Origin of the sequence: Pseudomonas paraeruginosa (assembly GCF_003025345.2) — a bacterium.
GTDB classification, from domain to species: Bacteria; Pseudomonadota; Gammaproteobacteria; order Pseudomonadales; family Pseudomonadaceae; genus Pseudomonas; species Pseudomonas paraeruginosa.
The window spans coordinates 5,948,077-5,972,743 of record NZ_CP020560.1 but is presented as its reverse complement, the minus strand read 5'-3'; the positions used below and the strand labels follow the sequence as shown (position 1 = coordinate 5,972,743).

General features: G+C 67.9%; 18 protein-coding genes. 10 read left to right on the top strand and 8 right to left on the bottom strand.

The genetic code is table 11. The features are described from left to right. Positions 1-38 precede the first annotated feature (38 nt). Together B7D75_RS28240 and uvrD are read right to left on the bottom strand one after the other, a co-directional pair. Positions 39-467 (bottom strand): EamA family transporter, encoded by a 429-nt coding sequence (locus tag B7D75_RS28240; protein ID WP_107114617.1) that lies wholly within the window; start codon positions 465-467, stop codon positions 39-41. Between the two features lie 37 nt (positions 468-504). Then, positions 505-2,691 (bottom strand): DNA helicase II, encoded by a 2,187-nt coding sequence (uvrD, locus tag B7D75_RS28235; RefSeq protein WP_012078015.1) that lies wholly within the window; start codon positions 2,689-2,691, stop codon positions 505-507. Positions 2,692-2,868: 177 nt separating this feature from the next. On the opposite strand from uvrD, the gene B7D75_RS28230 reads away from it, so the two are divergent. From B7D75_RS28230 to B7D75_RS28220, 3 genes are read left to right on the top strand one after another with little or no spacing between them, the layout of a single operon-like run. Then, positions 2,869-5,724, top strand: a complete 2,856-nt coding sequence (locus B7D75_RS28230; RefSeq protein WP_034080681.1) for a putative bifunctional diguanylate cyclase/phosphodiesterase — start codon at positions 2,869-2,871, stop codon at positions 5,722-5,724. Between the two features lie 58 nt (positions 5,725-5,782). Beyond that, complete coding sequence (locus tag B7D75_RS28225; RefSeq protein ID WP_107114616.1) at positions 5,783-7,984, top strand: outer membrane assembly lipoprotein YfiO; 2,202 nt, start codon at positions 5,783-5,785, stop codon at positions 7,982-7,984. Further along, the gene (locus B7D75_RS28220) at positions 7,981-8,706 is read left to right on the top strand and encodes a DUF3142 domain-containing protein (protein WP_107114615.1); all 726 of its coding nucleotides are present in this window, start codon (positions 7,981-7,983) and stop codon (positions 8,704-8,706) included. The genes B7D75_RS28225 and B7D75_RS28220 overlap by 4 nt, the downstream gene beginning before the upstream one ends. Here the strand turns inward: B7D75_RS28220 and trhP are convergent. Continuing rightward, complete coding sequence (gene trhP, locus B7D75_RS28215; protein WP_033996988.1) at positions 8,700-10,094, bottom strand: prephenate-dependent tRNA uridine(34) hydroxylase TrhP; 1,395 nt, start codon at positions 10,092-10,094, stop codon at positions 8,700-8,702. The two genes, B7D75_RS28220 and trhP, sit on opposite strands and share 7 nt — an antisense overlap. 80 nt (positions 10,095-10,174) lie before the next feature. Beyond that, complete coding sequence (zwf, locus tag B7D75_RS28210) at positions 10,175-11,641, bottom strand: glucose-6-phosphate dehydrogenase (RefSeq protein WP_003154081.1); 1,467 nt, start codon at positions 11,639-11,641, stop codon at positions 10,175-10,177. An 85-nt stretch (positions 11,642-11,726) separates the two neighbouring features. Here zwf and hexR point away from each other — a divergent pair, with 85 nt between their 5' ends. Together hexR and B7D75_RS28200 are read left to right on the top strand one after the other, a co-directional pair. Then, positions 11,727-12,608, top strand: a complete 882-nt coding sequence (gene hexR, locus B7D75_RS28205) for a transcriptional regulator HexR (RefSeq protein ID WP_003154080.1) — start codon at positions 11,727-11,729, stop codon at positions 12,606-12,608. 106 nt (positions 12,609-12,714) lie between these two features. Continuing rightward, on the top strand, positions 12,715-12,930 hold the full coding sequence (locus tag B7D75_RS28200; RefSeq protein WP_003105559.1) for a PA3496 family putative envelope integrity protein: 216 nt from the start codon (positions 12,715-12,717) through the stop codon (positions 12,928-12,930). On the opposite strand, the gene pycR is transcribed toward B7D75_RS28200, so the two are convergent. Further along, the gene (gene pycR, locus B7D75_RS28195) at positions 12,884-13,819 is read right to left on the bottom strand and encodes a LysR family transcriptional regulator PycR (RefSeq protein ID WP_034080677.1); all 936 of its coding nucleotides are present in this window, start codon (positions 13,817-13,819) and stop codon (positions 12,884-12,886) included. The genes B7D75_RS28200 and pycR overlap by 47 nt on opposite strands. A gap of 213 nt (positions 13,820-14,032) precedes the next feature. On the opposite strand from pycR, the gene B7D75_RS28190 reads away from it, so the two are divergent. From B7D75_RS28190 to mtr, 3 genes are all read left to right on the top strand, one after another. After that, the gene (locus B7D75_RS28190) at positions 14,033-15,448 is read left to right on the top strand and encodes an acetyl-CoA carboxylase biotin carboxylase subunit (RefSeq protein WP_012078009.1); all 1,416 of its coding nucleotides are present in this window, start codon (positions 14,033-14,035) and stop codon (positions 15,446-15,448) included. Positions 15,449-15,463: 15 nt separating this feature from the next. Continuing rightward, positions 15,464-17,287, top strand: a complete 1,824-nt coding sequence (gene oadA, locus B7D75_RS28185; protein ID WP_003105555.1) for a sodium-extruding oxaloacetate decarboxylase subunit alpha — start codon at positions 15,464-15,466, stop codon at positions 17,285-17,287. Positions 17,288-17,495: 208 nt separating this feature from the next. Beyond that, a complete protein-coding gene (mtr, locus tag B7D75_RS28180; protein WP_034080676.1) occupies positions 17,496-18,746 on the top strand; it encodes a tryptophan permease in 1,251 nt (416 codons plus the stop codon). 25 nt (positions 18,747-18,771) lie between these two features. On the opposite strand, the gene B7D75_RS28175 is transcribed toward mtr, so the two are convergent. Beyond that, on the bottom strand, positions 18,772-19,446 hold the full coding sequence (locus B7D75_RS28175) for a GNAT family N-acetyltransferase (RefSeq protein ID WP_053817945.1): 675 nt from the start codon (positions 19,444-19,446) through the stop codon (positions 18,772-18,774). An 8-nt stretch (positions 19,447-19,454) separates the two neighbouring features. Continuing rightward, the gene (locus B7D75_RS28170; protein WP_034080672.1) at positions 19,455-19,904 is read right to left on the bottom strand and encodes a GNAT family N-acetyltransferase; all 450 of its coding nucleotides are present in this window, start codon (positions 19,902-19,904) and stop codon (positions 19,455-19,457) included. Positions 19,905-20,031: 127 nt separating this feature from the next. On the opposite strand from B7D75_RS28170, the gene pdxR reads away from it, so the two are divergent. Together pdxR and B7D75_RS28160 are read left to right on the top strand one after the other, a co-directional pair. After that, entirely contained in the window at positions 20,032-21,507 is a 1,476-nt protein-coding gene (gene pdxR, locus B7D75_RS28165; protein ID WP_107114614.1) for a MocR-like pyridoxine biosynthesis transcription factor PdxR, read from the top strand. Positions 21,508-21,543: 36 nt separating this feature from the next. Further along, complete coding sequence (locus tag B7D75_RS28160; protein ID WP_043099564.1) at positions 21,544-22,758, top strand: YeeE/YedE family protein; 1,215 nt, start codon at positions 21,544-21,546, stop codon at positions 22,756-22,758. 364 nt (positions 22,759-23,122) lie between these two features. On the opposite strand, the gene aspA is transcribed toward B7D75_RS28160, so the two are convergent. Beyond that, entirely contained in the window at positions 23,123-24,547 is a 1,425-nt protein-coding gene (aspA, locus tag B7D75_RS28150) for an aspartate ammonia-lyase (RefSeq protein ID WP_003150612.1), read from the bottom strand. Positions 24,548-24,667: the final 120 nt, after the last annotated feature.

Here is a 24,667-nt window from a genome sequence, read left to right as displayed (position 1 = left end):
TCGCCTTTATACCAAGGTCGAAGCGCCATTCAGCGGGCTTATGGGCGGATTGCCAGGACCACCACGCCCGCTGTCACCAGGGCTACGCCGAGCCATTGGCGCAGGTCCAGGCGTTCGCCGAGGAAGGCCACGCCGAGCAGTGCCACCAGCACCACGCTGAACTTGTCCAGCGGCGCCACCAGCGACGCCGGGCCGAGCTTGAGGGCGCGGAAATAGCAGATCCAGGAGGCACCGGTGGCCAGCCCGGAGAGCGCCAGGAACAGCCAGCTGCGCGGCGGGATGCTGCCCGGGGCCGGGAGTTTACCCAGGACCGCGAGGATGCCGCCGAGGCTGACGAGGATCACCAGGGTGCGGATGAAGGTAGCGAAGTCCGAATCGACCTGGTCGAGGCCGATCTTGGCGAAGATCGCGGTCAGCGCGGCGAACAGCGCCGAAAGCAGTGCCCAGAAGGCCCAGGATGCCAGCATGTCGTCCTCCTTCGGGCCTTCTCCACGGGCTGCGCCGCTACAGGGCTTCCAGCTTGGCGTAGCCGAGCATCAGCCACTTGCTGCCTTCGCTCTCGAAGTTCACCTGCACCCGGGCCTGGGCGCCGGCGCCTTCGAAGTTGAGGATAGTCCCTTCGCCGAACAGCGCGTGGCGCACCCGCTGGCCGAGGGAGAAGGGCGTCTCCGGCACCCCGGCGCCGCTGAACAGGCTGCCGCCGGCGCTGCGCGAGGCGCCGCCGTAAGGGCGGCTGACGGTATTGGACAGACGCACTTCCTGGATCAGCGAGGGCGGGATCTCGCGGATGAAGCGCGAAACCTTGTTGTAGGTCTCGCTGCCGTAGAGCCGACGGGTCTCCGCGTAGGTCAGGACCAGTCGCTGCATGGCGCGGGTGACGCCGACGTAGGCCAGGCGGCGTTCCTCTTCCAGGCGGCCGGATTCCTCCAGGCTCATCTTGTGCGGGAACAGCCCTTCCTCCATGCCGACCAGGAACACCAGCGGGAACTCCAGGCCCTTGGCGCTGTGCAGGGTCATCAGCTGGACGCTGTCCTCGTGGGCGTCGGCCTGGGTTTCCCCGGCCTCCAGGGAAGCGTGGCTGAGGAAGGCCTGCAGCGGGGTGAGGTCTTCCTCTTCCTCGCTGTTCTCGAAGGCGCGGGCGGCGCTGACCAGTTCCTCGAGGTTCTCCACCCGGGCCTGGCCTTTCTCGCCTTTTTCTTCCTTGTGGTAGCCGATCAGTCCGGACTGCTCGATCACCGTCTGGGTCATCAGGTGCAGCGGCATGTCCATGACCTTCGCCGAAAGATTCTCGATCAGCTCGACGAAGCCGGTCAGGGCGCTGGCGGCGCGGCCGGGCAGGACCTTGTTGGCGATCATCAGGCGGATCGCCTCCCACATCGACACATCGTTGCCGCGGGCGAATTCGCGGATGCTCTCCACGGTCTTCTCGCCGATGCCGCGTGCCGGCACGTTGACCACCCGTTCCAGCGCCGCGTCGTTGCCGCGGCCGTCGAGCAGACGCAGGTAGGCCATGGCGTTCTTGATCTCGGCACGCTCGAAGAAGCGCTGGCCGCCGTAGATGCGGTAGGGAATCTTCTCCCGCAGCAGGGCTTCCTCCAGCACCCGCGACTGGGCGTTGGAGCGGTAGAGGATGGCGATCTCGCTGCGCGCCAGGCCGCCCTTCAGTGCGCTCTCGATCGACTCGACCACGTAGCGCGCCTCGTCGTGCTCGTTGAACGCGGCGTACAGGCTCAGCGACTCGCCGTCCTCGCCGTCGGTCCACAACTCCTTGCCCAGGCGTCCCTGGTTGTTGGCGATCAGGGCGTTGGCGGCCTTGAGGATCGACGCGGTGGAGCGGTAGTTCTGCTCCAGGCGGATCACCTCGGCGTCGGCGAAGTCGTCGCTGAACTGCTGGATGTTCTCGATCCGCGCGCCACGCCAGCCGTAGATCGACTGGTCGTCGTCGCCGACCACCATCAGGCTGTCGCCGCCCTTGGCGAGGATACGTAGCCAGGCGTACTGCACGGCGTTGGTGTCCTGGAACTCGTCCACCAGGATATGGCGGAAGCGCCGCTGGTAGTGCTCGAGCACGCCGGGATGGTCGCGCCAGAGGTCCAGGGCGCGCAGCAGCAGCTCGGAGAAGTCGATCACCCCGGCGCGGGCGCAGGCCGCCTCGTAGGCTTCGTAGATCTTCAGCATGGTGGCGAGGAACAGGTCGCCGCCGGGCTGGATGTGCTGCGGCCGCAGGCCTTCGTCCTTCTGCCCGTTGATGAACCACTGGGCCTGGCGCGCCGGCCAGCGCTGCTCGTCGAGGCCGAGTTCGCGGATCACCCGCTTGACCAGGCGTTGCTGGTCGTCGCTGTCGAGGATCTGGAAGTTCTCGCTCAGCCCGGCCTCGCGCCAGTGCGCGCGCAGCAGGCGGTGGGCGAGGCCGTGGAAGGTGCCCACCCACATGCCCGCCGGATTGATCCCGAGCAACTGCTCGATGCGGTGGCGCATCTCCGCCGCCGCCTTGTTGGTGAAGGTCACCGACAGGATGCTGTAGGGCGAGGCGTGCTCGACCTGGATCAGCCAGGCGATCCGGTGCACCAGCACGCGGGTCTTGCCCGAGCCGGCACCGGCGAGGACCAGTTGGCGGCCCAGCGGCGCGGCCACGGCCTGGCGCTGCGGGTCGTTGAGGGAGTTCAGCAGGAGGGAGAGGTCGTCGTTCATCGCGGCATTCTACCGGGGCGGGGAAAAACCGGGCAAACCGGGCCGCCATTCGGCGCGGGCCGGCGCAGCGTCGGGCCCGGCTGCGGAAAAATGCTCCCTGCCGGCCTTGGGCAGCCCGCTCGTGCTCGGTTATGCTCCGGCCACTTCGAGGCAGACCACTACAAGAACAAAGCGCCCATGACCTTCCATGTCGAGCCCTTGGCGCTGCCGGGCGGCAGCACCGATGTACTGCGGCTCTATGCCCGTGAAATCGCCATCGAGCGTACCCGGCTCCTCTACCTCGGCTCGCGCACGCCGACCCTGCTCATGCTGCTCGGCGGTGCGACCAGCGCCTGCCTGGTGTGGGGCAAGGTCAGCAGTTGGCTGCTCGGCGGCTGGCTGGTCTGGCTGGTGCTGCTCGCCGTGCTGCGCCTGCTGCAGGTCGCCGCCTTCCAGCGAGCCGACAGCCGTCGCCAGGCCAGCCGCCACTGGCGACGGACTTTCCTGCTCGGCGCCGGCGCTTCGGGCCTGACCCTGGCGTTGGCGGTGATCATGCTGGTCCCGGCCGATGCCTTCCTCCAGCAGGTGCTGGTGTTCGGCCTGGCGGCGGCGGCGATCCTTTCCGCCAGCGTCGCCTATGCGGTGAGCCTGCCGGCCTTCCTCAGCTTCGCCTTGCCGGGGCTGTTGCCGTCGATCGGCTTCCTGCTGCTGCAGCCGCACAGCCTGCTGCAGGGCTGGGGCATGCTCGGCCTGATCCTGCTGGTGGCCTTGCTGGTGGTCGCCGGGCAGATCCACCGGCTGGTGCAGGGCGCGCTGCTGCGACGCTTCCAGACCCAGGCGCTGAACCTGCACCTGGAGCGCGCCAACGCCGAGGCCGAGGCGCTCAACCGCAAGCTCGCCCAGGAGGTCGGCCAGCGACGCCTGGTCGAACGCGAGCTGCGCGCCGCCCGCGATGCGTTGCAGCGCCGGGTGGAGGCGCGCACCGAGGAGCTTGGCGCGACCAGCCAGGCGCTCAGCCAGAGCGAGGCGCGCCTGGCCATGGCCCTGGAGGCCAGCGAGCTGGGGCTGTGGGACTGGGACCTGGAGAGCGGCCGGGTCCAGCATTCCCATCTCGAAGCGATCTTCAGCGACGCCGGAGACGGTCCCGGGGACTATCGCAGGCTGATCGAAAACATCCACCCCGGCGACCTGCCGCGCATCCGTCGCGCCCTCGCCGAACATCTCAAGGGACGCAGCGAGCTATACCGGGTGGAGTACCGCGTGCGCGGCCGGGAGGGCGGCTGGCGCTGGCTGGAGGATCGTGGCCGGGCCATGGCCCGCGATCCGCGGGGACGGGTGACGCGGATGCTCGGCACGCGCAGCGACATCAGCGCGCGCAAGCGCCTGGAAGAGCAGCAGCAACTGGCCGCGACAGTGTTCGAGGCGGCCAGCGAGAGTATCGTGATCCTCGATCCAGCCTACAACCTGCTGGCGGTCAACCAGGCCTTCAGTCGTATCACCGGCTATCGCCGCGAGGACGTGGTCGGGCGCAACGCCAGCCTGCTGGTGAACACTCCCGAGGCCCAGCGCCACTACCGGCAGATCCGCGCCGAGCTGCGCCAGCACGGGCAGTGGCAGGGCGAACTGGTGGATACGCGGAAGAATGGCGACCCTTATCCCCAATGGTTGCAGCTCAACCTGCTACGCGACGGCAACGGCGAGGCGACCCACATCGTCGGCTTCTTCACCGACCTCAGCGCTCGCCGCGATGTGGAGGAGCGCCTGCGCCACCTGCTGCACTACGACGAGCTGACCGGCCTGGCCAACCGCCGGCTGTTCCGCGAGCGCCTGCACGAGGCGGCCCAGCGGGCGCGCCAGGAGGAGGGCGAGCTGGCCCTGCTGCTGATCGACCTGGACCGCTTCAAGCTGCTCAACGACAGCCTCGGCCATGAAGTCGCCGACCAGTTGCTCAGGGAGATGGCCCGGCGCCTGCGGCGCACCGCGCCGGAAGCGAACACCTTGGCGCGCCTGGCCGGCGACGAGTTCGCCATCCTCCTCGATGGCGGCACCGGCGCCGCGGCTCTGTCGCGCCTGGCCGAACGCCTGCTGGCCCAGTTGCGCCAGCCGGTGAGCGTGCTCGGCCACGAGCTGATCCTCGGCGCCTCGCTGGGAATCAGCCTGTTTTCCGAGCAGGCGCGGGAAATTTCAGTGCTGATGAGCCAGGCGAACCTGGCGATGCAACACGCCAAGCAGCTGGGCGGCAACACCTTCCAGTTCTTCCGCGACAACCTGCAGGACAGCACCCTCGAACGCCTGCGCCTGGAAACCCGCCTGCGCAAGGCGATCGAGGAGGGCCAGCTGGACGTGCATTACCAGCCCAAGCTGTGCCTGGCCAGCGGCCGCCCGGACTCGGCCGAGGCGCTGGTGCGCTGGCACCATCCGGAGGATGGCATGATCCCGCCGGCGACCTTCGTCGGCCTGGCCGAGGAGTGCGGGTTGATCGGCGAGATCGGCGAGTTCGTCCTGCGCCGGGCCTGCCTGCAGGCCGCCGAGTGGAACGCGCGCGGCCTGTCCGTGAGGGTCTCGGTTAACCTCTCGGTGCACCAACTGCGCCAGGGCGACCTGCTCGAGGTGGTGCGCTCGGCGCTGGCCGACAGCGGCCTGCCGGCGGCGCAACTGGAGCTGGAACTGACCGAGAGCCAGTGGCTGGACGCCCTCGACAGCGTCCTGGCGACCTTCCGCCAGTTGCGCGAGATGGGCGTGAAGCTGTCGATCGACGATTTCGGCACCGGCTACTCCTCGCTCAGCTACCTGAAACGCCTGCCGCTGGACTACCTGAAGATCGACCAGTCGTTCGTCCGCGACCTGACCCAGAACGGCGAGGACGCGGCGATCATCCGGGCGATCATCGCCATGGCCCACAGCCTTGACCTGAAAGTGGTCGCCGAAGGCGTGGAAACCATGGAGCAGCGGGACTTCCTGGTGGCCCAGCGCTGCGACGAGTTGCAGGGCTACCTGATCGGCCGGCCGCTACCGGCCCACGCGGTGGAAGAAGGTTTGCGCCAGGCTCGTTGAATGCGCGCCGGCGGAGTATGCTGTAGCCCTTTCGACTCCCGCGAATTAAGGACGATTCATGCGCTCGAAGCCGCTTCTCCCCGCCCTCCTGCTGGTGGGCGCCGGGCTCTCCCCGCTGGCCCAGGCCAGCAGCGACGACTCCTGCTACCCCGACTGGTCGCTGGTCGGCGGCGGCGCCTGCGATACCCTGCCGTTCCTCGCCCCGGGCAATGACACCCGCGCCAACCTGCGTCTGCTGCTGGCCGACGCCGGCCACTGGCGGCTGGTGGAGGCGCCGCCCTCGGAGGAAGAGAAGCTCGAAGGCTACGGCCTGGTGCCGTTCGGCCTGTTCCGCCTGCTGCCCGGCGACGGCAGCCAGCCGCCCGCACCGCCGGCGGCGAGCGAAGCCGAGACAGCGCCGCCCGCGCCAGCTCCCTCGCCGCTGGCCGAACTGGCCCGGCAGATGGGCGCCGAAGCGCTACCGGAAAAGATCGCCGGCGCCGAATTCTTCGAGGGCGAGGGCAGCCGCTGCCGCAGCAACGACCAAGACAGCGCGCTGGCGTTCCTCCGCCAGGTGCGTGACGCCGGGCTGGCCGAGGCGGAGACCAGGGCCCTGGCCAACAGCCGCCTGGACTTGCTCGGTGCCTGCGGCTGGGAACAAGAGGAACTGGGCGGTGTGCTCGCGCATGGCGTCGAGTCGGCCGAGGGCAAGCCCTTCGCCGCCTACCTGGCGGCCGCGGCGGACTTCTACAGCGGTCGCTTCGCCGAAGCCGAACAAGGCTTCAAGGCGTTGCAGGACGCGCCGCAACCCTGGTTGAAGGAGACCGCCCTGTACCTGCAGGCGCGCACCCTGCTCAACGCCGCCCAGCAGAACGCCTTCGACGACATGGGCTTCCCCGAGCTGCAGAACGTCGACAAGGCTCGCCTGGAACAGACCCGCAGCGCCCTGGAGGCCTACTTGCAGGCGTACCCGAAGGGCCTCTACGCTGCCTCGGCCAGGGGCCTGCAGCGGCGCGTGCACTGGCTGGCCGGCGACCAGCGGCAACTGGCCCAGGACTACGCCGCGCAGTTCGCCGAGGCCGAGCAAGGGCAGCGTAACATGGCCCTGGAAGAGCTGGTCCAGGAGGTCGACAACAAGCTCCTGAGCGGTATCCAGCTCGGCGACATCCAGACCCCGCTGCTGCTGGCGGTGGCCGACCTGGTGCAGATGCGTGCCCACGATCCGTCGAGCCCGCGCAACTTCACCTGGGAAACGCTGCAGGGCCAGCAGGCCAGCTTCGCCGCGCATCCCGAACTGTTCGCCTACCTGCAGGCGGCCTATCGCTTCTATGTCGACCAGGACCCGGCGAAGACCCTCGAAGCGTTGCCGCAAAAGGTCGGCAGCCTCGACTACGTCGGCTTCAGCCAGCAGACCCTGCGCGGGCTGGCGCTGGAGCAGCAGAAGGACTGGAAAGCCGCCGAGGCGCTCTGGCTGGAACTGTTGCCGCAGGCCGCGCAGCCGTACCAGAAGGGCCAGTTGCAGTTGGCCCTGGCGCTCAACTACGAGCGCAGCGGCCAGTTGGAAAAGGTCTTCGCCGAAGGTTCGCCGGTCCAGGAGCCGTTGCTGCGCAGTATCCTCCTGCGCAACGTCGCCGACGCCGCGCTGTTGCGCCGCCAGGCCAAGCAGGGCGCGACGGCGGAAGAGCGCGATACCGCGCTGTTCACTCTCCTTTACAAGGACCTGCGCCGCAGCCGCTTCGCCGACTTCGGCAAGGACTTCGCGCTGCTCGGCGAAACCCCCTCGCAGACCAAGCTGGGCACCAGCCTCGGCTATGTCTACGGCGCCGGCAACAGCCTGGAGCTGTTCCGCTGGAAGGGCGACAAGGCCGAGTCCGGCTACGTTTGCCCGGCCATCGCCGAGTCGGCCGCGGCGCTGGCCGCCGATGACAAGGACCCGAAGGGCCTGAACTGCCTGGGCGAATTCATCCTGCGCAACGGCCTCGACGGCATGCCGCTGGACGACCAGCCCGAGGCCAGCGAGCTGGGCGGCACCCCGAGCGGTTTCAAGGGCGAGGTGTACTCCCGGCTGGATGGCTACCGCCAGGTCATGGACAACGCCAAGGCGTCGCGCGAAGACAAGGCCTACGCGCTGTTCCGCGCGATCAACTGCTTCGCCCCGGCCGGCTACAACACCTGTGGCCAGCAGGACATCCCGCAGGCCGAGCGCAAGCAATGGTTCCGTACGCTCAAGTCGACCTACGCCGACAGCTCCTGGGCCAAGGAACTGAAGTACTACTGGTGAGGCGCTGGCGAGCCTGGTTGGCGGGCCTGCTGCTGGGCCTGTCGCTGTTGCCGCCCGCCGAAGCCGCGGTGCGCGCCGAGGACTACGACGCCTTCTGGCTGTGGAGCGGCGTCGCGCCGCAGCCGGCGCTGGCGCGGGCCGAGACGCTGTACATCCTGCAGGGGCAGATCAGCCAGTCGCGCCGGCGCCCCGGCGAGGGCGTGCGGCTGATCGCCCAGGGCATCTCGGTGCCGCGCCTGGCGCGGGGCGAGGTCTGGGTGGTCTATCGCGCCCATACCCTGCGCTGGACGCCGCAGATCTACCAGGCCGTGCTGAACCAGGTGCAGCGCTGGAAGCGTGCCGGCAACCCGGTGGTCGGCATCCAGATCGACTTCGATGCACGTACCCGCTACCTCGACGAGTACGTCGATTTCCTCCGCGACCTGCGCCGGCGCCTGCCCCGCGAGTACCGCCTGAGCATCACCGGGCTGCTCGACTGGGGCAGCAACGCCGAGCCGGCGGCGATCAACCGGCTCAAGGGCGTGGTCGACGAAGTGGTGGTGCAGACCTACCAGGGCCGCCACAGCATTGCCAACCACGCCGCCTACCTGCCGCGGGTCAGCCGCCTGCAACTGCCGTACCGGATCGGCCTGGTCCAGGGCGGCGACTGGCAAGCCCCCGACTACCTGGAAAAGAGCACCTGGTTCAGGGGCTACGTGGTGTTCCTGCTCAACCCTCAGTGAGCGCAGCCGCAAGCGCCCTTGCCGGCACACCCGCCGCTGCGTTCGGCCTGCGGCTGGCGGGTGTCCTGGCCGGGCTGGAGATCGCGCATCAGTAGCGCGTAGCGCAGGTCCAGGCCTTCCGGCAGCGCCAGGTAGACCACGTGGCCATTGCCCGGCGCCACCTCGATGGCTTCGCCGGCGGCGTTGCGCAGGTCCTTCACGCGCAGGCTCAGGTTGCCTCGCGGAGTCATCAGTTCGACGCTGTCGCCGCGCTGGAAGCGGTTCTTCACCTCCACCTCGGCCAGTCCGTCGCGGCGTTCGCCGGTGAGCTCACCGACGAACTGCTGGCGCTCGGACAGCGAATGGCCGTGCTGGTAGTTCTGGTACTCGTCGTGCACGTGGCGGCGCAGGAAGCCCTCGGTGTAGCCGCGGTGGGCGAGGGACTCCAGGGTGTCCATCAGGCCGCGGTCGAACGGTCTGCCGGCCGCTGCGTCGTCGATCGCCTGGCGGTAGACCTGGGCGGTGCGCGCTACGTAGTAGTGGGACTTGGTGCGGCCCTCGATCTTCAGCGAATGCACGCCGATCCGCGCCAGCCGCTCGACGTGCTGCACGGCGCGGAGGTCCTTGGAGTTCATGATGTAGGTGCCGTGTTCGTCCTCGAAGGCGGCCATCGGTTCGCCGGGACGGTTGCCTTCCTCCAGGAGGAATACCTGGCCGGTCGGCGCGCCGCGTCCCAGGGTCGGCTCCAGCGCCACCACGTTGCCCAGTTCGTCCTCGCGGCCTGCCACCGCCTTGTATTCCCAGCGGCAGGCATTGGTGCAGGTGCCCTGGTTGGGGTCGCGGCGGTTGATGTAGCCGGACAGCAGGCAGCGCCCGGAATAGGCCATGCACAAGGCGCCGTGGACGAACACTTCCAGCTCCATGTCCGGGACCTGCTGGCGGATTTCCTCGATCTCCTCCAGCGACAGCTCGCGGGAAAGGATCACCCGGGTCAGACCCTGCTGCCGCCAGAACTGCACCGCGGCCCAGTTCACCGCGTTGGCCTGCACCGACAGGTGGATGGGCATCTGCGGGAAATGCTGGCGAACCAGCATGATCAGGCCCGGATCGGACATGATCAGCGCGTCGGGGCCCATGGCGATCACCGGCTCCAGGTCGCGCAGGAAGGTCTTCAGCTTGGCGTTGTGCGGGGCGATGTTGACCACCACGTAGAAGCGCTTGCCGAGCGCGTGGGCCTCGGCGATGCCTTCGGCCAGCTGGGCGTGGTCGAAATCGTTGTTGCGTACCCGCAGGCTGTAGCGCGGCTGCCCGGCGTAGACGGCATCGGCGCCGTAGGCGAAGGCATAGCGCATGCTTTTCAGGGTGCCGGCGGGGCACAGCAGTTCGGGGCGGAGGGCGGTGGCGGTCATGGTTCGGGCTCGCAACGACGTGGGCGCGCGACTCTAGCCGAGTGCGCGCCGGGCGATCCTGAGCCGGATCAATGTCCGCGTCATTCCAGCCAGCGTCGTCCCTGCAGTTCCAGCAGCAGTTGCGCCTGTTCCGGACCGTTGCTGCCGGCCGGGTAGGGCCGCGGGCTCTGGTAGTGCTCGCGCCAGCCGGCGAGGATCGGGTCGACCCAGCTCCAGGCGGCCTCTACCTCGTCGCGGCGCATGAACAGCGTCGAGTCGCCCTCGATCACGTCCAGCAGCAGGCGTTCGTAGGCGTCCCAGCGCCGCTTGTTGCGGCTGAAGGCCTCGGCCAGGTTGAGATCCAGCTCCACCGGCTCCAGCTGCATGCCCTTGCCCGGGGTCTTGGCCATCAGTTGCACGCTGATCCGCTCTTCCGGCTGCAACCTTATCCACAGGCGGTTGGCCGGCCCGCCGCCGCCGTCGATCAGGCTGTGCGGCACCGGCTTGAACTGGATGACGATCTCCGAGCACTTGCGCGCCATGCGCTTGCCGGTGCGCAGGTAGAACGGCACCCCGGCCCAGCGCCAGTTCTCCACTTCGGCCTGGAGCGCGACGAAGGTCTCGGTATCGCTGTCGTTGTCGACGTTTTTCTCGAAGTAGTACGCCGGCACCTCCTGTCCGCCGATCCTGCCGGCGGCGTACTGGCCGCGTACCGTCTTGTCCTGCACGTCGAGCCCGGAGATCGGCTTCAGCGCCTGCAGCACCTTGAGCTTCTCGTTGCGCACCGCCTCGGCGTCGAAACGCACCGGCGCCTCCATCGCCACCAGGCAAAGCAACTGGAGCAGATGGTTCTGCACCATGTCGCGCATCGCCCCGGCGTGGTCGTAGTAGCCGCCGCGGTTCTCCACGCCGAGGGTCTCGTTGACGCTGATCTGCACGTGATCGATGTGCGCCGCGCGCCAGACCGGCTCGAACAGCGCATTGGCGAAGCGCAGGGCCATCAGGTTCTGCACGGTTTCCTTGCCCAGGTAGTGGTCGATGCGGAACACCCGCGACTCGTCGAACACCCGCCCGATGGCCTGGTTGATCGTCCGCGCCGAGTCCAGCGAATGGCCCAGCGGTTTTTCCAGCACGATGCGCGCCTGCGGCCCGGCGAGGCCGGCGATGGCGAGGTTCTGCGCGATCGGCGCGAACAGGCTCGGCGAAGTCGCCAGATAGTGCACCAGCACCCGGCCCTCGCTGCTCTTCAGGTGCCGCGCGAGACGGCCGAAGTCGGCGCTCTGCGAGGCGTCCATGGCCAGGTAGTCGAGGCGCGCGGCGAAACCTTTCCATTGTTCGGCGGCGAACTCGCTGCGCGCGACCACCGCGCGGACGTTGCGCTCGGCGAGGGCGAGGAAAGCGGCGTTGTCCAGTGCGCTGCGGGCGAGGGCGAAGATCCGCGTATCGGCCGGCAGGCGATCTTCCCGATGCAGGCGGTAGAGCGCCGGCAGCAGCTTGTGCAGGGCCAGGTCGCCGGTACCGCCGAAGACCAGGATGTCGCAGGACGTTGGAGTGGCTGGTGTACTCAAGGCAAGCTCCCGACGGCGTTGGCTGGGCGTGGCTGACTGTTTGTAGTATAACTACAAGGTTACTACAGAGAGTCGAGTCCAGCCTGTGAACCTGCTGCAGCACATAGCCCAGTCCCGCCAACAGCTCCGCAAGTCGGAGCTCAAGGTCGCCGATCACGTTCTCAACGATCCGGCGTCGGTCATGCATAGCTCCATGGCCGAACTGGCCCATGGAGTAGGGGTCAGCGAGCCGACCATCGTGCGCTTCTGCCGCGCCATCGGCTGCAGCGGCTTCCAGGACCTCAAGCTGAAGCTGGCGCAGAGCCTGGCGGCCGGCGCCAGCTTCGGCCAGTTCTCGATCCACGAAAGCGACTCGGTGGCTGACTTCAGCCTGAAGATCTTCGACACCACGCTGCACAGCCTGATGGAAGTCCGCGAGCACCTGGACACCCACGCCCTGGAGCGCGCCATCGCCGCCATCGCACATGCCCAGCGCGTGGAGTTCTACGGCTTCGGCGCTTCCGGCGCGGTGGCCGCGGATGCCCAGCACAAGTTCTTCCGCCTGCTGCTGTCGGCGGCGGCCTACTCCGACCCACACATGCAGGCGATGTCGGCGGTGACCCTCAAGCCCAGCGACGTGGCCATCTGCATTTCCCAGTCGGGCCGCTCGAAGGACCTGCTGATCACCGCCAACCTGGTCCGCGAGGCAGGCGCCACGCTGATCACCCTGTGCCCGAGCCAGACCCCGCTGGCCGACCTGGCCACGGTCAACCTGGCGATCGACGTGCACGAGGACACCGACATCTACACCCCGCTGACCTCACGCATCGCCCACCTGGTAGTGATCGACGTGCTGGCGATGGGCGTGGCCATGGCCCGCGGCCCGGACCTGGTCAACCACCTCAAGAGCGTCAAGCGCAGCCTGCGCAGCCTGCGCCTGTCGCCGAAAGTGATGAAGAACCAGGAGGAGCGCGGCGAGCCGTCCTGAGGCGCCGCCGGGAAGGCATAACGCAGTCTTCACCGGCCTGCCGCCAAACCGTCACATTGCTGCGCGATGCTCGCGACTCCAGCCAGTCGGCCATGGGAGACGCGAGATGCCCCGTCATAGCGATGCCAATGCCCAGCACGTGGATTCGAAAACCCGCCGCAAGCTCGAAGACCAGCGGCGCATGCAATTCCGCCGGGCGATCGAGGACCACTGCGAAGAACTGCGCCTGCGCCAGGAGCTGGCCGACTACCCCGAACTGGTAGCCGCCGCCTACCTCAGTTCGAACCGCCAGGGCCGGCGAAGCGCCCAGCGAGCTGGCTGATCAGCGCCCGTTCCTCGCGCACGAAGGCGACGAACGCCTGGGCCACCGGGCTCAGGCGCTTGCCCTTGGCGTGTACCAGGCACCAGCTGCGATAGAGCGGCAATTCCTCCACCGGTAGTTCGCGCAGCAGGCCGCTGGCCAGTTCCTGGTGCGCCGCGTGGCGCGGCAGCAGGGCCAGGCCGAGACCGGCGATCACTCCTTCGCGCAGGGACTCCAGCGAGGCGATCTCCTGGATCTGCGAGAAGTGCGCGCGACGCTGCTGGAAGAACTCCTCGCAGGCCTTGCGGGTGCCCGAGCCCGGCTCGCGGACCAGCAGCGGAAAGGGTTCCAGGTCCTTCAGGGCCAGCTTCGCGGCGTTGCACAGCGGATGGTCCGGCGGCGCCACGGCGATGATCGGGTTGTTCAGGAAGGGCAGGAACTCCAGGGCCATGTCCTGCGGTACCAGGGACATGATCACCAGGTCGTCGCGGTTGTCGGCCAGGCGCTTGATCACCTGGGTGCGGTTGACCACCGTCAGGCTCAGGCTGACTTCCGGATGCAGGTTCTGGAACGCCTTGAACAGGTGCGGGGTGATGTACTTGGCGCTGGACTCCACCGCCAGGCGCAACTGGCCCTGCAGCGAGCCCTTCAGGTCCGAGAGCTGCATGTCCAGGCTTTCCAGGCGCTGGAACAGGTCGGTGCTGGTCTTCAGCAGGGCTTCGGCGGCGTCGGTCAGGTAGAGCTTCTTGCCGACATACTCGAACAGCGGCTGGCCGACCAGCTCTTCCAGCTGGCGGATCTGCAGGCTGACCGCCGGCTGGGTCAGGGCCATTTCCTCCGCCGCCCGGCTGTAGGAGCGGCTCTCGCATACGGCACGAAAAACCTGAAGCTGCCGTAATGTCATACGCATCAACGACTTACGCATTCCAGTCACACTCTGACCGAGATCGGTCGGGCGACTATAAAGCTTTTCTAATGGCTATCCCAATAATTATTGATTTTTGTTAATCGCCCTCGCGGGGGTAGGGTAAAAGCGCGACCGGGAGCTGCCTGCCGGTCATGCAGCGACCGGAATATCCGGATCGACCGTACCAGGTTCCCAACCCCGAAGAGGGAGACCTCCGTGATCAAGAAGATCCTGATCGCCAACCGTGGCGAGATCGCCGTCCGCATCGTGCGTGCCTGCGCCGAGATGGGCATCCGCTCGGTGGCCGTCTACTCCGAGGCTGATCGCCATGCGCTGCACGTCAAGCGCGCCGACGAAGCCCACAGCATCGGCGCGGACCCGCTGGCCGGCTACCTCAACCCGCGCGCCCTGGTGAACCTGGCGGTGGAAACCGGCTGCGACGCCCTGCATCCCGGCTATGGCTTCCTCTCGGAAAACGCCGAACTGGCGGAAATCTGCGCGGAGCGCGGCATCAAGTTCATCGGCCCGTCGGCGCAAGTGATCCGCCGCATGGGCGACAAGACCGAGGCCCGCCGCAGCATGATCGCCGCCGGCGTGCCCTGCACCCCCGGCACCGAAGGCAACGTCGCCGACCTCGCCGAGGCCCTGCGCGAAGCCGAGCGGATCGGCTACCCGGTGATGCTCAAGGCCACCTCCGGCGGTGGCGGTCGCGGCATCCGTCGCTGCAACAGCCGCGAGGAGCTGGAGCAGGCGTTCCCGCGGGTGATCTCCGAGGCGACCAAGGCCTTCGGCAGCGCCGAGGTATTCCTCGAGAAGTGCATCGTCAATCCCAAGCACATCGAGGCGCAGATCCTCGCCGACTCCTTCGGCAACACCGTGCACCTGTTCGAGCGCGACTGCTCGATCCAGCGTCGCAACCAGAAGCTCATCGAGATCGCCCCGAGCCCGCAGCTCACCCCCGAACAGCGCGCCTACATCGGCGACCTGGCGGTGCGCGCGGCCAAGGCGGTGGGCTACGAGAACGCCGGCACCGTGGAGTTCCTGCTCGCCGACGGCGAGGTGTACTTCATGGAGATGAACACCCGGGTCCAGGTGGAGCACACCATCACCGAGGAGATCACCGGCATCGACGTGGTCCGCGAGCAGATCCGCATCGCTTCCGGGCTGGAGCTGTCGGTCAAGCAGGACGACATCATCCACCGCGGCTACGCCCTGCAATTCCGCATCAACGCCGAGGACCCGAAGAACAACTTCCTGCCCTCGTTCGGCAAGATCACCCGCTACTACGCTCCCGGCGGTCCCGGCGTGCGCACCGACACGGCGATCTACACCGGCTACACCATCCCGCCGTACTACGACTCGATGTGCCTGAAGCTGATCGTCTGGGCGCTGACCTGGGAAGAAGCCCTCGATCGCGGCCTGCGTGCCCTCGACGACATGCGCGTGCAGGGGGTCAAGACCACCGCCCCGTACTACCAGGAAATCCTCCGCAACCCGGAATTCCGCAGCGGCCAGTTCAACACCAGCTTCGTCGAAAGCCACCCGGAACTGACCCGGTACTCGATCAAGCGCAACCCGTCGCACCTGGCCATCGCCATCGCCACCGCCATCGCGGCCCACGCCGGCCTGTAAGGGAAGGAGCAGAACATGAGCAACACCATCCAAGCGAAGAAGACCGGCGTCACCGATACCATCCTGCGCGACGCCCACCAGTCGCTGCTGGCGACCCGCATGCGCACCGAGGACATGCTGCCGATCTGCGACAAGCTCGACCGCGTCGGCTACTGGTCGCTGGAAGTCTGGGGCGGCGCCACCTTCGACGCCTGCGTGCGCTTCCTCAAGGAAGATCCATGGGAGCGCCTGCGCAAGCTCAAGGCGGCGCTGCCCAACACCCGCCTGCAAATGCTCCTGCGCGGGCAGAACCTGCTCGGCTACCGCCACTACAGCGACGATGTGGTGCGCGCCTTCGTGGCCAAGGCGGCGGTCAACGGCATCGACGTGTTCCGCATCTTCGACGCGATGAACGACGTGCGTAACCTGCGCGTCTCCATCGAGGCGGTGAAGGCCGCCGGCAAGCACGCCCAGGGCACCATCTGCTACACCACCAGCCCGGTGCACACCATCGAGGCCTTCGTCGCCCAGGGCAAGGCGATGGCCGACATGGGCGTCGACTCCATCGCCATCAAGGACATGGCCGGCCTGCTCACCCCCTACGCCACCGGCGACCTGGTCAAGGCGTTGAAGGACGCCCTGCCGCTGGACGTGGTGGTGCATTCCCACGACACCGCCGGCGTCGCCAGCATGTGCCAGCTCAAGGCCGTGGAAAACGGTGCCGACCGCATCGACACGGCGATCTCCAGCATGGCCTGGGGCACCAGCCACCCGGGCACCGAATCGATGGTCGCGGCGCTGCGTGGCACCCCGTACGACACCGGCCTGGACCTGGAGCTGATCCAGGAAATCGGCATGTACTTCCACGCGGTGCGCAAGAAGTACCACCAGTTCGAGAGCGAATTCACCGGCGTGGATACCCGCGTGCAGGTCAACCAGGTGCCGGGCGGGATGATTTCCAACCTGGCCAACCAGCTCAAGGAGCAGGGCGCGCTGAACCGTATGGGCGAGGTGCTCGAGGAAATCCCGCGGGTCCGCGCCGACCTCGGTTTCCCGCCGCTGGTGACGCCGACTTCGCAGATCGTCGGCACCCAGGCGTTCTTCAACGTGCTCGCCGGCGAGCGCTACAAGACCATCACCAACGAGGTCAAGCTGTATCTGCAGGGCCGTTATGGCAAGGCCCCCGGCGAGGTCAACGAGCAACTGCGGCGCCAGGCCATCGGCAGCGAGGAAGTCATCGACGTGCGCCCGGCCGACCTGATCAAGCCGGAGCTGAACAAGCTGCGCAGCGAGATCGGCAACCTGGCCAAGTCCGAGGAAGACGTACTCACCTACGCGATGTTCCCGGACATCGGGCGCAAGTTCCTCGAAGAGCGTGAGGCCGGCACCCTGAAGCCCGAGGAACTGCTGCCGATTCCCACCGGCAAGGGTGTCGCCGCCGCCGGCGCGGAAGGCACGCCGACCGAGTTCGTCATCGACGTGCACGGCGAGACCTACCGCGTCGACATCACCGGGGTCGGCGTGAAGAGCGACAACAAGCGGCACTTCTACCTGTCCATCGACGGCATGCCGGAAGAAGTGGTGTTCGAGCCGCTCAACGAATATGTCGCCGGCTCCGCCAGCGGCCGCAAGCACGCCAGCGAGCCGGGCCACGTCAGCACCACCATGCCGGGCAACATCGTCGACGTGCTGGTGAAGGAAGGCGACAGCGTCAAGGCCGGCCAGGCGGTGTTGATCACCGAGGCGATGAAGATGGAAACCGAGGTCCAGGCCGGCATCGCCGGTACGGTCAAGGCGATCCACGTGGCCAAGGGCGACCGGGTCAACCCGGGCGAGATCCTGATCGAGATTGCGGGCTGACCGCGACAGACGGTTAAAGTCCCTGGGGGAGCATGATGCTCCCCTTTTTTTATCGATGCCGGCGTCCTGCCGCGTGCGCCTGTGCAAAGGGGTGGGACATCGGTGGCTGTCCACCCTGCCAGGATGCGCCCGGCGCGCGCGCCGCCTAGAATGCCGCCTCTGCCCAACGGCGCGTCGCGCCGCAGGCGCTGACTATCGGGAAGCCCAGGTGTCCTCTTTACCACCCACAACCAGCCGCCAGCCTTCGCTGCTTGGCGGTTCGATGATCATCGCCGGCACCGCCGTCGGCGCCGGAATGTTCTCCCTGCCCATCGCCATGTCCGGCATCTGGTTCGGCTGGTCAGTGGCGGTGTTCCTGCTCACCTGGTTCTGCATGCTGCTGTCGGGGATGATGATCCTCGAGGCCAACCTCAACTACCCGGTGGGCTCGAGCTTCTCGACCATCACCCGCGACCTGCTCGGCCAGGGCTGGAATGTGGTCAACGGGCTGAGCATCGCCTTCGTCCTCTATATCCTCACCTATGCCTATATCTCCGGCGGCGGCTCGATCATCGGCTACACCCTGTCCAGCGGCCTCGGCGTGAGCCTGCCGGAAAAGCTCGCCGGGCTGCTGTTCGCCCTGGCGGTGGCGCTGGTGGTGTGGTGGAGCACCCGCGCGGTGGACCGCATCACCACGCTGATGCTCGGCGGCATGATCATTACCTTCGGCCTCTCCATCAGCGGCCTGCTCGGGCGCATCCAGCCGGCGATCCTGTTCAACCGCGGCGAGCCGGACGCGGTCTACTGGCCCTACCTGCTGGCGACCCTGCCGTTCTGCCTGACTTCCTTCGGTTACCACGGCAACGTGCCGAGCCTGATGAAGTACTACGGCAAGGACCCGCAGCGGATCAGCCGTTCGCTGTGGATCGGCACCCTGATAGCCCTGGCCATCTACCTGCTGTGGCAGGCCAGCACCCTGGGCACCATCCCCCGCGAGCAGTTCAAGGGCATCATCGCCGGCGGCAGCAACGTCGGCACCCTGGTGGAATACCTGCACCGGATCACCGCGTCGGATTCGCTGAACGCGTTGCTCACCACCTTCTCCAACCTGGCGGTGGCCAGCTCCTTCCTCGGCGTGACCCTCGGCCTGTTCGACTACCTGGCCGACCTGTGCAAGTTCGACGACAGCCACTTCGGACGTTTCAAGACCGCATTGCTGACCTTCGTCCCACCGACCATCGGCGGGCTGTTGTTCCCCAACGGCTTCATCTACGCCATCGGTTTCGCCGGGCTGGCCGCGGCGTTCTGGGCGGTGATCGTCCCGGCGCTGATGGCGCGGGCTTCGCGCAAGCGCTTCGGCAGCCCGCTGTTCCGCGCCTGGGGCGGCACGCCGGCGATCGTGCTGGTGCTGCTGTTCGGCGTGGCCAACGCGGTCGCGCACATCCTCGCCAGCCTGCACTGGCTGCCGGAGTACCGTTGAGCGACCGCCAGGGCCTGCCAGGGGACTAGCCGCGCAGCGCCGCCAGCGCTTGCCGCTGGCGGCCTTCCTCGTCGAAGTTGGAAGGATCGAGCCAGCGCTCGAACGCCGCCCGTCGCGCCGGCCATTCGCTGTCGAGCAGGGAGAACCAGGCGGTGTCGCGGTTGCGCTGCTTGACCACCATGTGCTGGCGGAAGGTGCCTTCGTAGGTGAAGCCCAGGCGTTCGGCGGCGCGCATCGAGCGGGCGTTGCCGGCATTGCACTTCCACTCCAGGCGGCGGTAGCCGAGGCGGCCGAGGGCGAGTTCGGCGAGCAGGTAGACCGCCTCGGTAGACCCCGGCGTGCGCTGCATCGGCGCGCCGAAGGCGATATGGCCGATTTCGATGACGCCATCCTTCGGCGTGATCCGCAGATAGCTGAGCAGGCCGACGGCGCATCCTGTGCGCCTGTCGCGCACGGCGAAGAACAGCGGGTCGCGGCTGGCCGCCTGGCCGGCCAGCCAGGCGTCGAACGCCGCGCGCTCGGCGAACGGGCCGTAGGCCAGGTATTCCCACAGCAGGGGATCGGCGTCAGGTCCTTGCAGGGCGCCCCACAGGTCGTCGCCGTGGTCTTGCGGGTCGAGCGGTTCGAGCTTGACGAAGCGGCCGTCGAGCGGGGCGTGGGGCGGAGTGGCGACGGGGCGCCAGTTCAAGGGTTCGCGCATGGTGGGCCTCAGAGAATCCTGCGGTACTGGAGGAAACCGGATTTGTCGGCGATGCGGTCGTACAGCTTCATCGCGTCGCTGTTGCTCTCGTGGGTCAGCCAGTGCACCCGCGAACAGCCGGCGGCGCCGGCCTCGGCGTAGACGTGCTCGATCAGCCGGCGCCCAACGCCTTCGCCGCGCAGGCCCTCGGCGACGAACAGGTCCTGCAGGTAGCAGTAGTCGCCGAGGGTCCAGCAGGAGCGGTGGTAGATCCAGTGCACCAGGCCCACGGCGCGCCCGTCGAGCCAGGCGAGGGCGGCGTTCATCGGTTCGTCGGCGTCGAGGAAGCGCTGCCAGGTGGCGTCGCTGGTGGCGGCGGCGATCTCGGTCCTGTAGAAGCGCTGGTAGCCCTCCCACAGCGGCAGCCAGGCGGCGTGGTCGGCGGCGCCGACGGGACGAATCTGCAGGGACGTGCTCATGGCTCGGTTCCATGTCCGGGTAAAGGTGCCTCCAGACTAGGTCGGGAAATGGTCCGCTAGAAGATCCATTGCTGGTCAATTCCACAGGTCCAATCCACACTGGCGCTTTCTTCCCTCCGAGACCGCCATGGCCACCGTACTGCCCTTCGACGCCGCCGGCATCCACCTCGACCCCGCCCAGGGCCTGGCCCGCCAGCTCTACGCCGCGCTGCGCGAACGGATCCTCGACGGCCGCCTCGGCAGCCGCACGCGGATGCCCGCCAGCCGTGAGCTGGCCCAGGCCCTGAAGGTTTCGCGCAACACCGTGGTGCGGGCCTATGAACAGTTGCACGCCGAGGGTTATATCGACGGACGCACTGGCGACGGCACCTACGTTGCCGAGTTGCAGGAAATTCCAGGCAGGGCCGCCGCCGTCGCTCCGACCGCTCCCGCGCCGCGCGGCCCGGCGGCCCTGGCGCCGCCGCCGGAAGGCGCGCCGCGAGCGTTCCGCGTCGGTGTGCCGGCCTTCGACCTGTTCCCCTTCGACACCTGGGCGCGTCTGCAGGCGCGCTTCTGGCGCAACCCGCCGGCGGACTGCCTGGGCTACGGCGATCCGGCCGGCGAGGCGCGCCTGCGCGAGCTGATCGCCGCCTATCTGCGCAGCGCTCGCGGCCTGCGCTGCGAGGCGGAACAGGTGATCGTCACCCATGGCGCCCAGCAGGCCATCCGCCTGTGCGCCGAGGTGCTGCTCGAGAACGGCGATCCGGTGGCTGTGGAGAACCCCGGCTACCGCGCGGCACGCCTGGCCTTCGCCGCGGCCGGCGCGCTGCCCCGCGGGATCGACATCGACGCCGAGGGCCTGCGCAGCGACCAGCTCGCGCGCGTTGCCGGCTGCCGCCTGGCCTATGTCACCCCCTCGCACCAGTACCCTACCGGCGTCACCCTGTCGCTGGCGCGGCGCCTGGAGCTGCTGGAATGGGCCGAGCGCGCCGACGGCTGGATCGTCGAGGACGACTACGACGGCGAGTATCGCTACAGCGGTACGCCACTGGCGCCGCTGGCCGCGCTGGATCGACAGGGTCGGGTGCTCTACGTCGGGACCTTCTGCAAGATCGCCTTTCCGGCGCTGCGCCTGGGCTACCTGGTGGTCCCGCCGGCGCTGGTCGAGCGCTTCCGCCAGCGCCGGGCCATCGAGGTACGCCATTCGGAGGTGGGCACCCAGCGGGTCATGGCCGACTTCATCGCCGAGGGGCATTTCCAGCGCCATGTCCGCCGCATGCGCCGCGCCGCCCGCGCCCGCCGCGACGCCTTGCTGCGGGGCTGGCCAGAGGTGCCGGGCTGCCAGCCTTTGCCGGCGGTGGAGGCGGGGCTGCACCTGTGCGTGCGGGTCGACAGCCTGGCGCGGGAGCGGGCCCTGATCGCCGCGGCGGCAGCCGTCGGGGTGGAAATCAGCGCCTTGAGCGATTACTGGATGGATGGCTCCGGCGTTGCGCCAGACCACCGCGCGGGCCTGGTGCTGGGCTTCGCGGCAGTGCCCGAAGCGCGTATCGACGAGGCGCTGCGGGCGTTGCGCAAGGCCTGGCGGCGGCAGGCTTTGGTTGGACCCGTTGCCGCGACTGACTAGAATGCCCCCGGATCACCCTCTCGCCCAGGAGCAGCCATGAGTGTCGCCCTTTCCGCCGCGCCCGAGCGTAAGCTCGCCGCCCCCCTGATCGCCTTCGCCCTGCTGGTGCTCGGCGGGCTGTTCCTGTTCAACGCGGTCAGCGCGCGCCAGGCCACCCTCTTCATCGTCGGCGGCGCCCTTGGCCTGACCCTCTACCACGCCGCCTTCGGCTTCACCTCCGCCTGGCGGGTATTCATCCGCGAACGGCGCGGCGCCGGGTTGCGCGCGCAGATGGTGATGCTGGCCGTGGCGGTGCTGCTGTTCTTCCCGGCGCTGGCGGCGGGCAGCCTGTTCGGCCAGCCGGTGAGCGGTTTCGTCTCGCCGGTCGGCACTTCGGTGATCGTCGGCGCCTTCATTTTCGGCATCGGCATGCAACTGGGCGGCGGCTGCGCCTCCGGCACCCTGTTCACCGTCGGCGGCGGCAACGCGCGGATGCTGGTGACCCTGCTGTTCTTCATCCTCGGCTCGCTGATCGCCACCCAGCATGTCGGCTGGTGGTTCGCCCTGCCGTCGCTGCCGCCGATCTCGCTGGTCGCCGAACTGGGCCTGGCACCGGCGCTGGTGTTGAGCCTGGCGGTGTTCATCGGTATCGCCGGGGTCACGGTGCGCATGGAGAAGGCCCGCCACGGCACCCTGGAAACCCCGCCGAGCGCCGAATGGCGCGGCTGGCGGCGCTTCCTCCGCGGCCCCTGGCCGCTGCTCTGGGGCGCGCTGGCGCTGGCGCTGCTCAACTTCCTCACCCTGTACCTCGCCGGACGCCCCTGGGGCATCACGTCGGCCTTCGCCCTGTGGGGCGCGAAGATCGCCCAGGGCGTGGGCCTGGACGTCGGCGCCTGGGCCTTCTGGCAGACGCCGGCGAACGCCAAGGCGCTGGCCGCGCCGCTGTGGCAAGACATCACCAGCGTGATGGACATCGGCATCGTTCTCGGCGCGCTGCTCGCCGCCGGCCTGGCCGGGCGCTTCGCGCCGAACCTGGACATCCCGCGCCGTTCGCTGGCGGCGGCGGTGATCGGCGGGCTGTTGCTCGGCTACGGCGCGCGGCTGGCCTATGGCTGCAACATCGGCGCGTACTTCAGCGGGATCGCTTCCGGCAGCCTGCATGGCTGGTTGTGGTTGGTGGCGGCGTTTGCCGGCAACAGCGTCGGGGTACGGGTGTTGAGGCCTTACTTCTTTCCGGGGGAGCGGCGGGAACAGGGGTTGACGGGGTGTTGAGAGGGGAGATGCCTTCGTAGGACGTATGACGCGGACGTTATCCACAGGTGAGCGCAGCCACACAACACCTCGGCAACGGGGAAGATCTGCGGGCCGTCTTGAGCGGTGAAAAAAAAGAAGGGACACCGCAGGTCGCCGTGTCCCTCAGAGTGTAGAGAGGGAAAGTTGGTATCCCTCTCGACCGGTGAGCGTGGCGCCGCGGCTGGGCCGGGGCGCCGGGTATAAAAGAAGGGATGAAGGGTATCCATCCCTAAAGGTCGAGGGGGTAGTACTCCCCCTCTACCGGTGAGCCTTCTTCGATCGGCTGCGCTGCGGCCCGGCTGCGTCGAAAGCCGGACCTGGGCTCGCCCGATCTCGTATCGGGTCAGGCGCGCAGCGGAATCAGGCGCGGCGCGATCATGTTTTCCGGCAGCAGGATGTCGGCCAGGGTGGCTTCGTCCAGCAGCTTTTCCTCGCGTACCAGTTCCAGTACGCCGCGGCCGGTCTCCAGGGCGGTCTTGGCGATCCGCGTGGAGTTCTCGTAGCCGATGTACGGGTTCAGCGCGGTGACCAGGCCGATGCTGTGCTCGACCAGTTCATGGCAGCGCTCGACGTTGGCGGTGATGCCGGTGATGCAGTGCTCGCGGAGCATATCCATGGCGCGTTGCAGCAGGCGGATCGAGTCGAAGATCTTGTAGGCGATCAGCGGCTCCATCACGTTCAGTTGCAACTGGCCGCCTTCGGCCGCCAGGGTCAGGGCGAGGTCGTTGCCGATCACTTCGAAGGCGACCTGGTTGACCGCTTCCGGGATCACCGGGTTGACCTTGCCCGGCATGATCGAGCTGCCCGGCTGGCGCGGCGGCAGGTTGATCTCGTTGATGCCGGTGCGCGGGCCGCTGGAGAGCAGGCGCAGGTCGTTGCAGATCTTCGACAGCTTGACCGCGGTGCGCTTGAGCATGCCGGAGAACAGCACGAAGGCGCCCATGTCGGAAGTGGCTTCGATCAGGTCGGCGGCCGGCTTCAGCGGCTGCCCGCTGATGGCGGCCAGGCGCTCGACGGCGAGCTTCTGGTAGCCGGGGTCGGCGTTGATGCCGGTGCCGATGGCGGTGCCGCCGAGGTTCACTTCGGTGAGCAGTTCCGGCGCCAGGCGACGCAGGCGGTCGAGGTCTTCGCCGAGGGTGGTGGCGAAGGCGTGGAATTCCTGGCCGAGGGTCATCGGCACGGCATCCTGCAGCTGGGTGCGGCCCATCTTCAGTACGCCGGCGAATTCGACGCCCTTGGCGGCGAAGGCCTGGATCAGGCTGTCGAGGCTGGCCAGCAGGGTGTCGTGGCCGAGCAGCAGGCCCAGGCGGATGGCGGTCGGGTAGGCGTCGTTGGTCGACTGCGCCATGTTCACGTCGTTGTTCGGGTGCAGGTACTTGTACTCACCCTTGGTGTGGCCCATGGCTTCCAGCGCGATGTTCGCGATCACTTCGTTCGCGTTCATGTTGGTGGAGGTGCCGGCGCCGCCCTGGATCATGTCCACCACGAACTGCTCGTGGAAATCACCGCGGATCAGGCGGGCGCAGGCCTCGCTGATGGCGGCGTGCTTGTCTTCCGGGAGATGGCCGAGCTGACGGTTGGCGTCGGCGGCGGCCTGCTTGACCATGGCCAGGGCAACGACCAGCTTCGGGTAGTGCGACAGCGGCACGCCGGAGAGGCGGAAGTTGTTCACGGCGCGCAGGGTCTGGATGCCGTAGTAGGCGTCAGCGGGCACTTCGAGGGTGCCGAGCAGGTCTTTCTCGATACGGGAAGATGCAACGGGGGACATGACGGGTTTTGTCTCAGAGGGACACGGCCAGTGCCGCGATGCCCACTAGACTAAGGATGTGACGGTTTCGTGGCCAATGCTGTTAAACGCTGCCTCATGCACAAACGGCATAATGTTGGA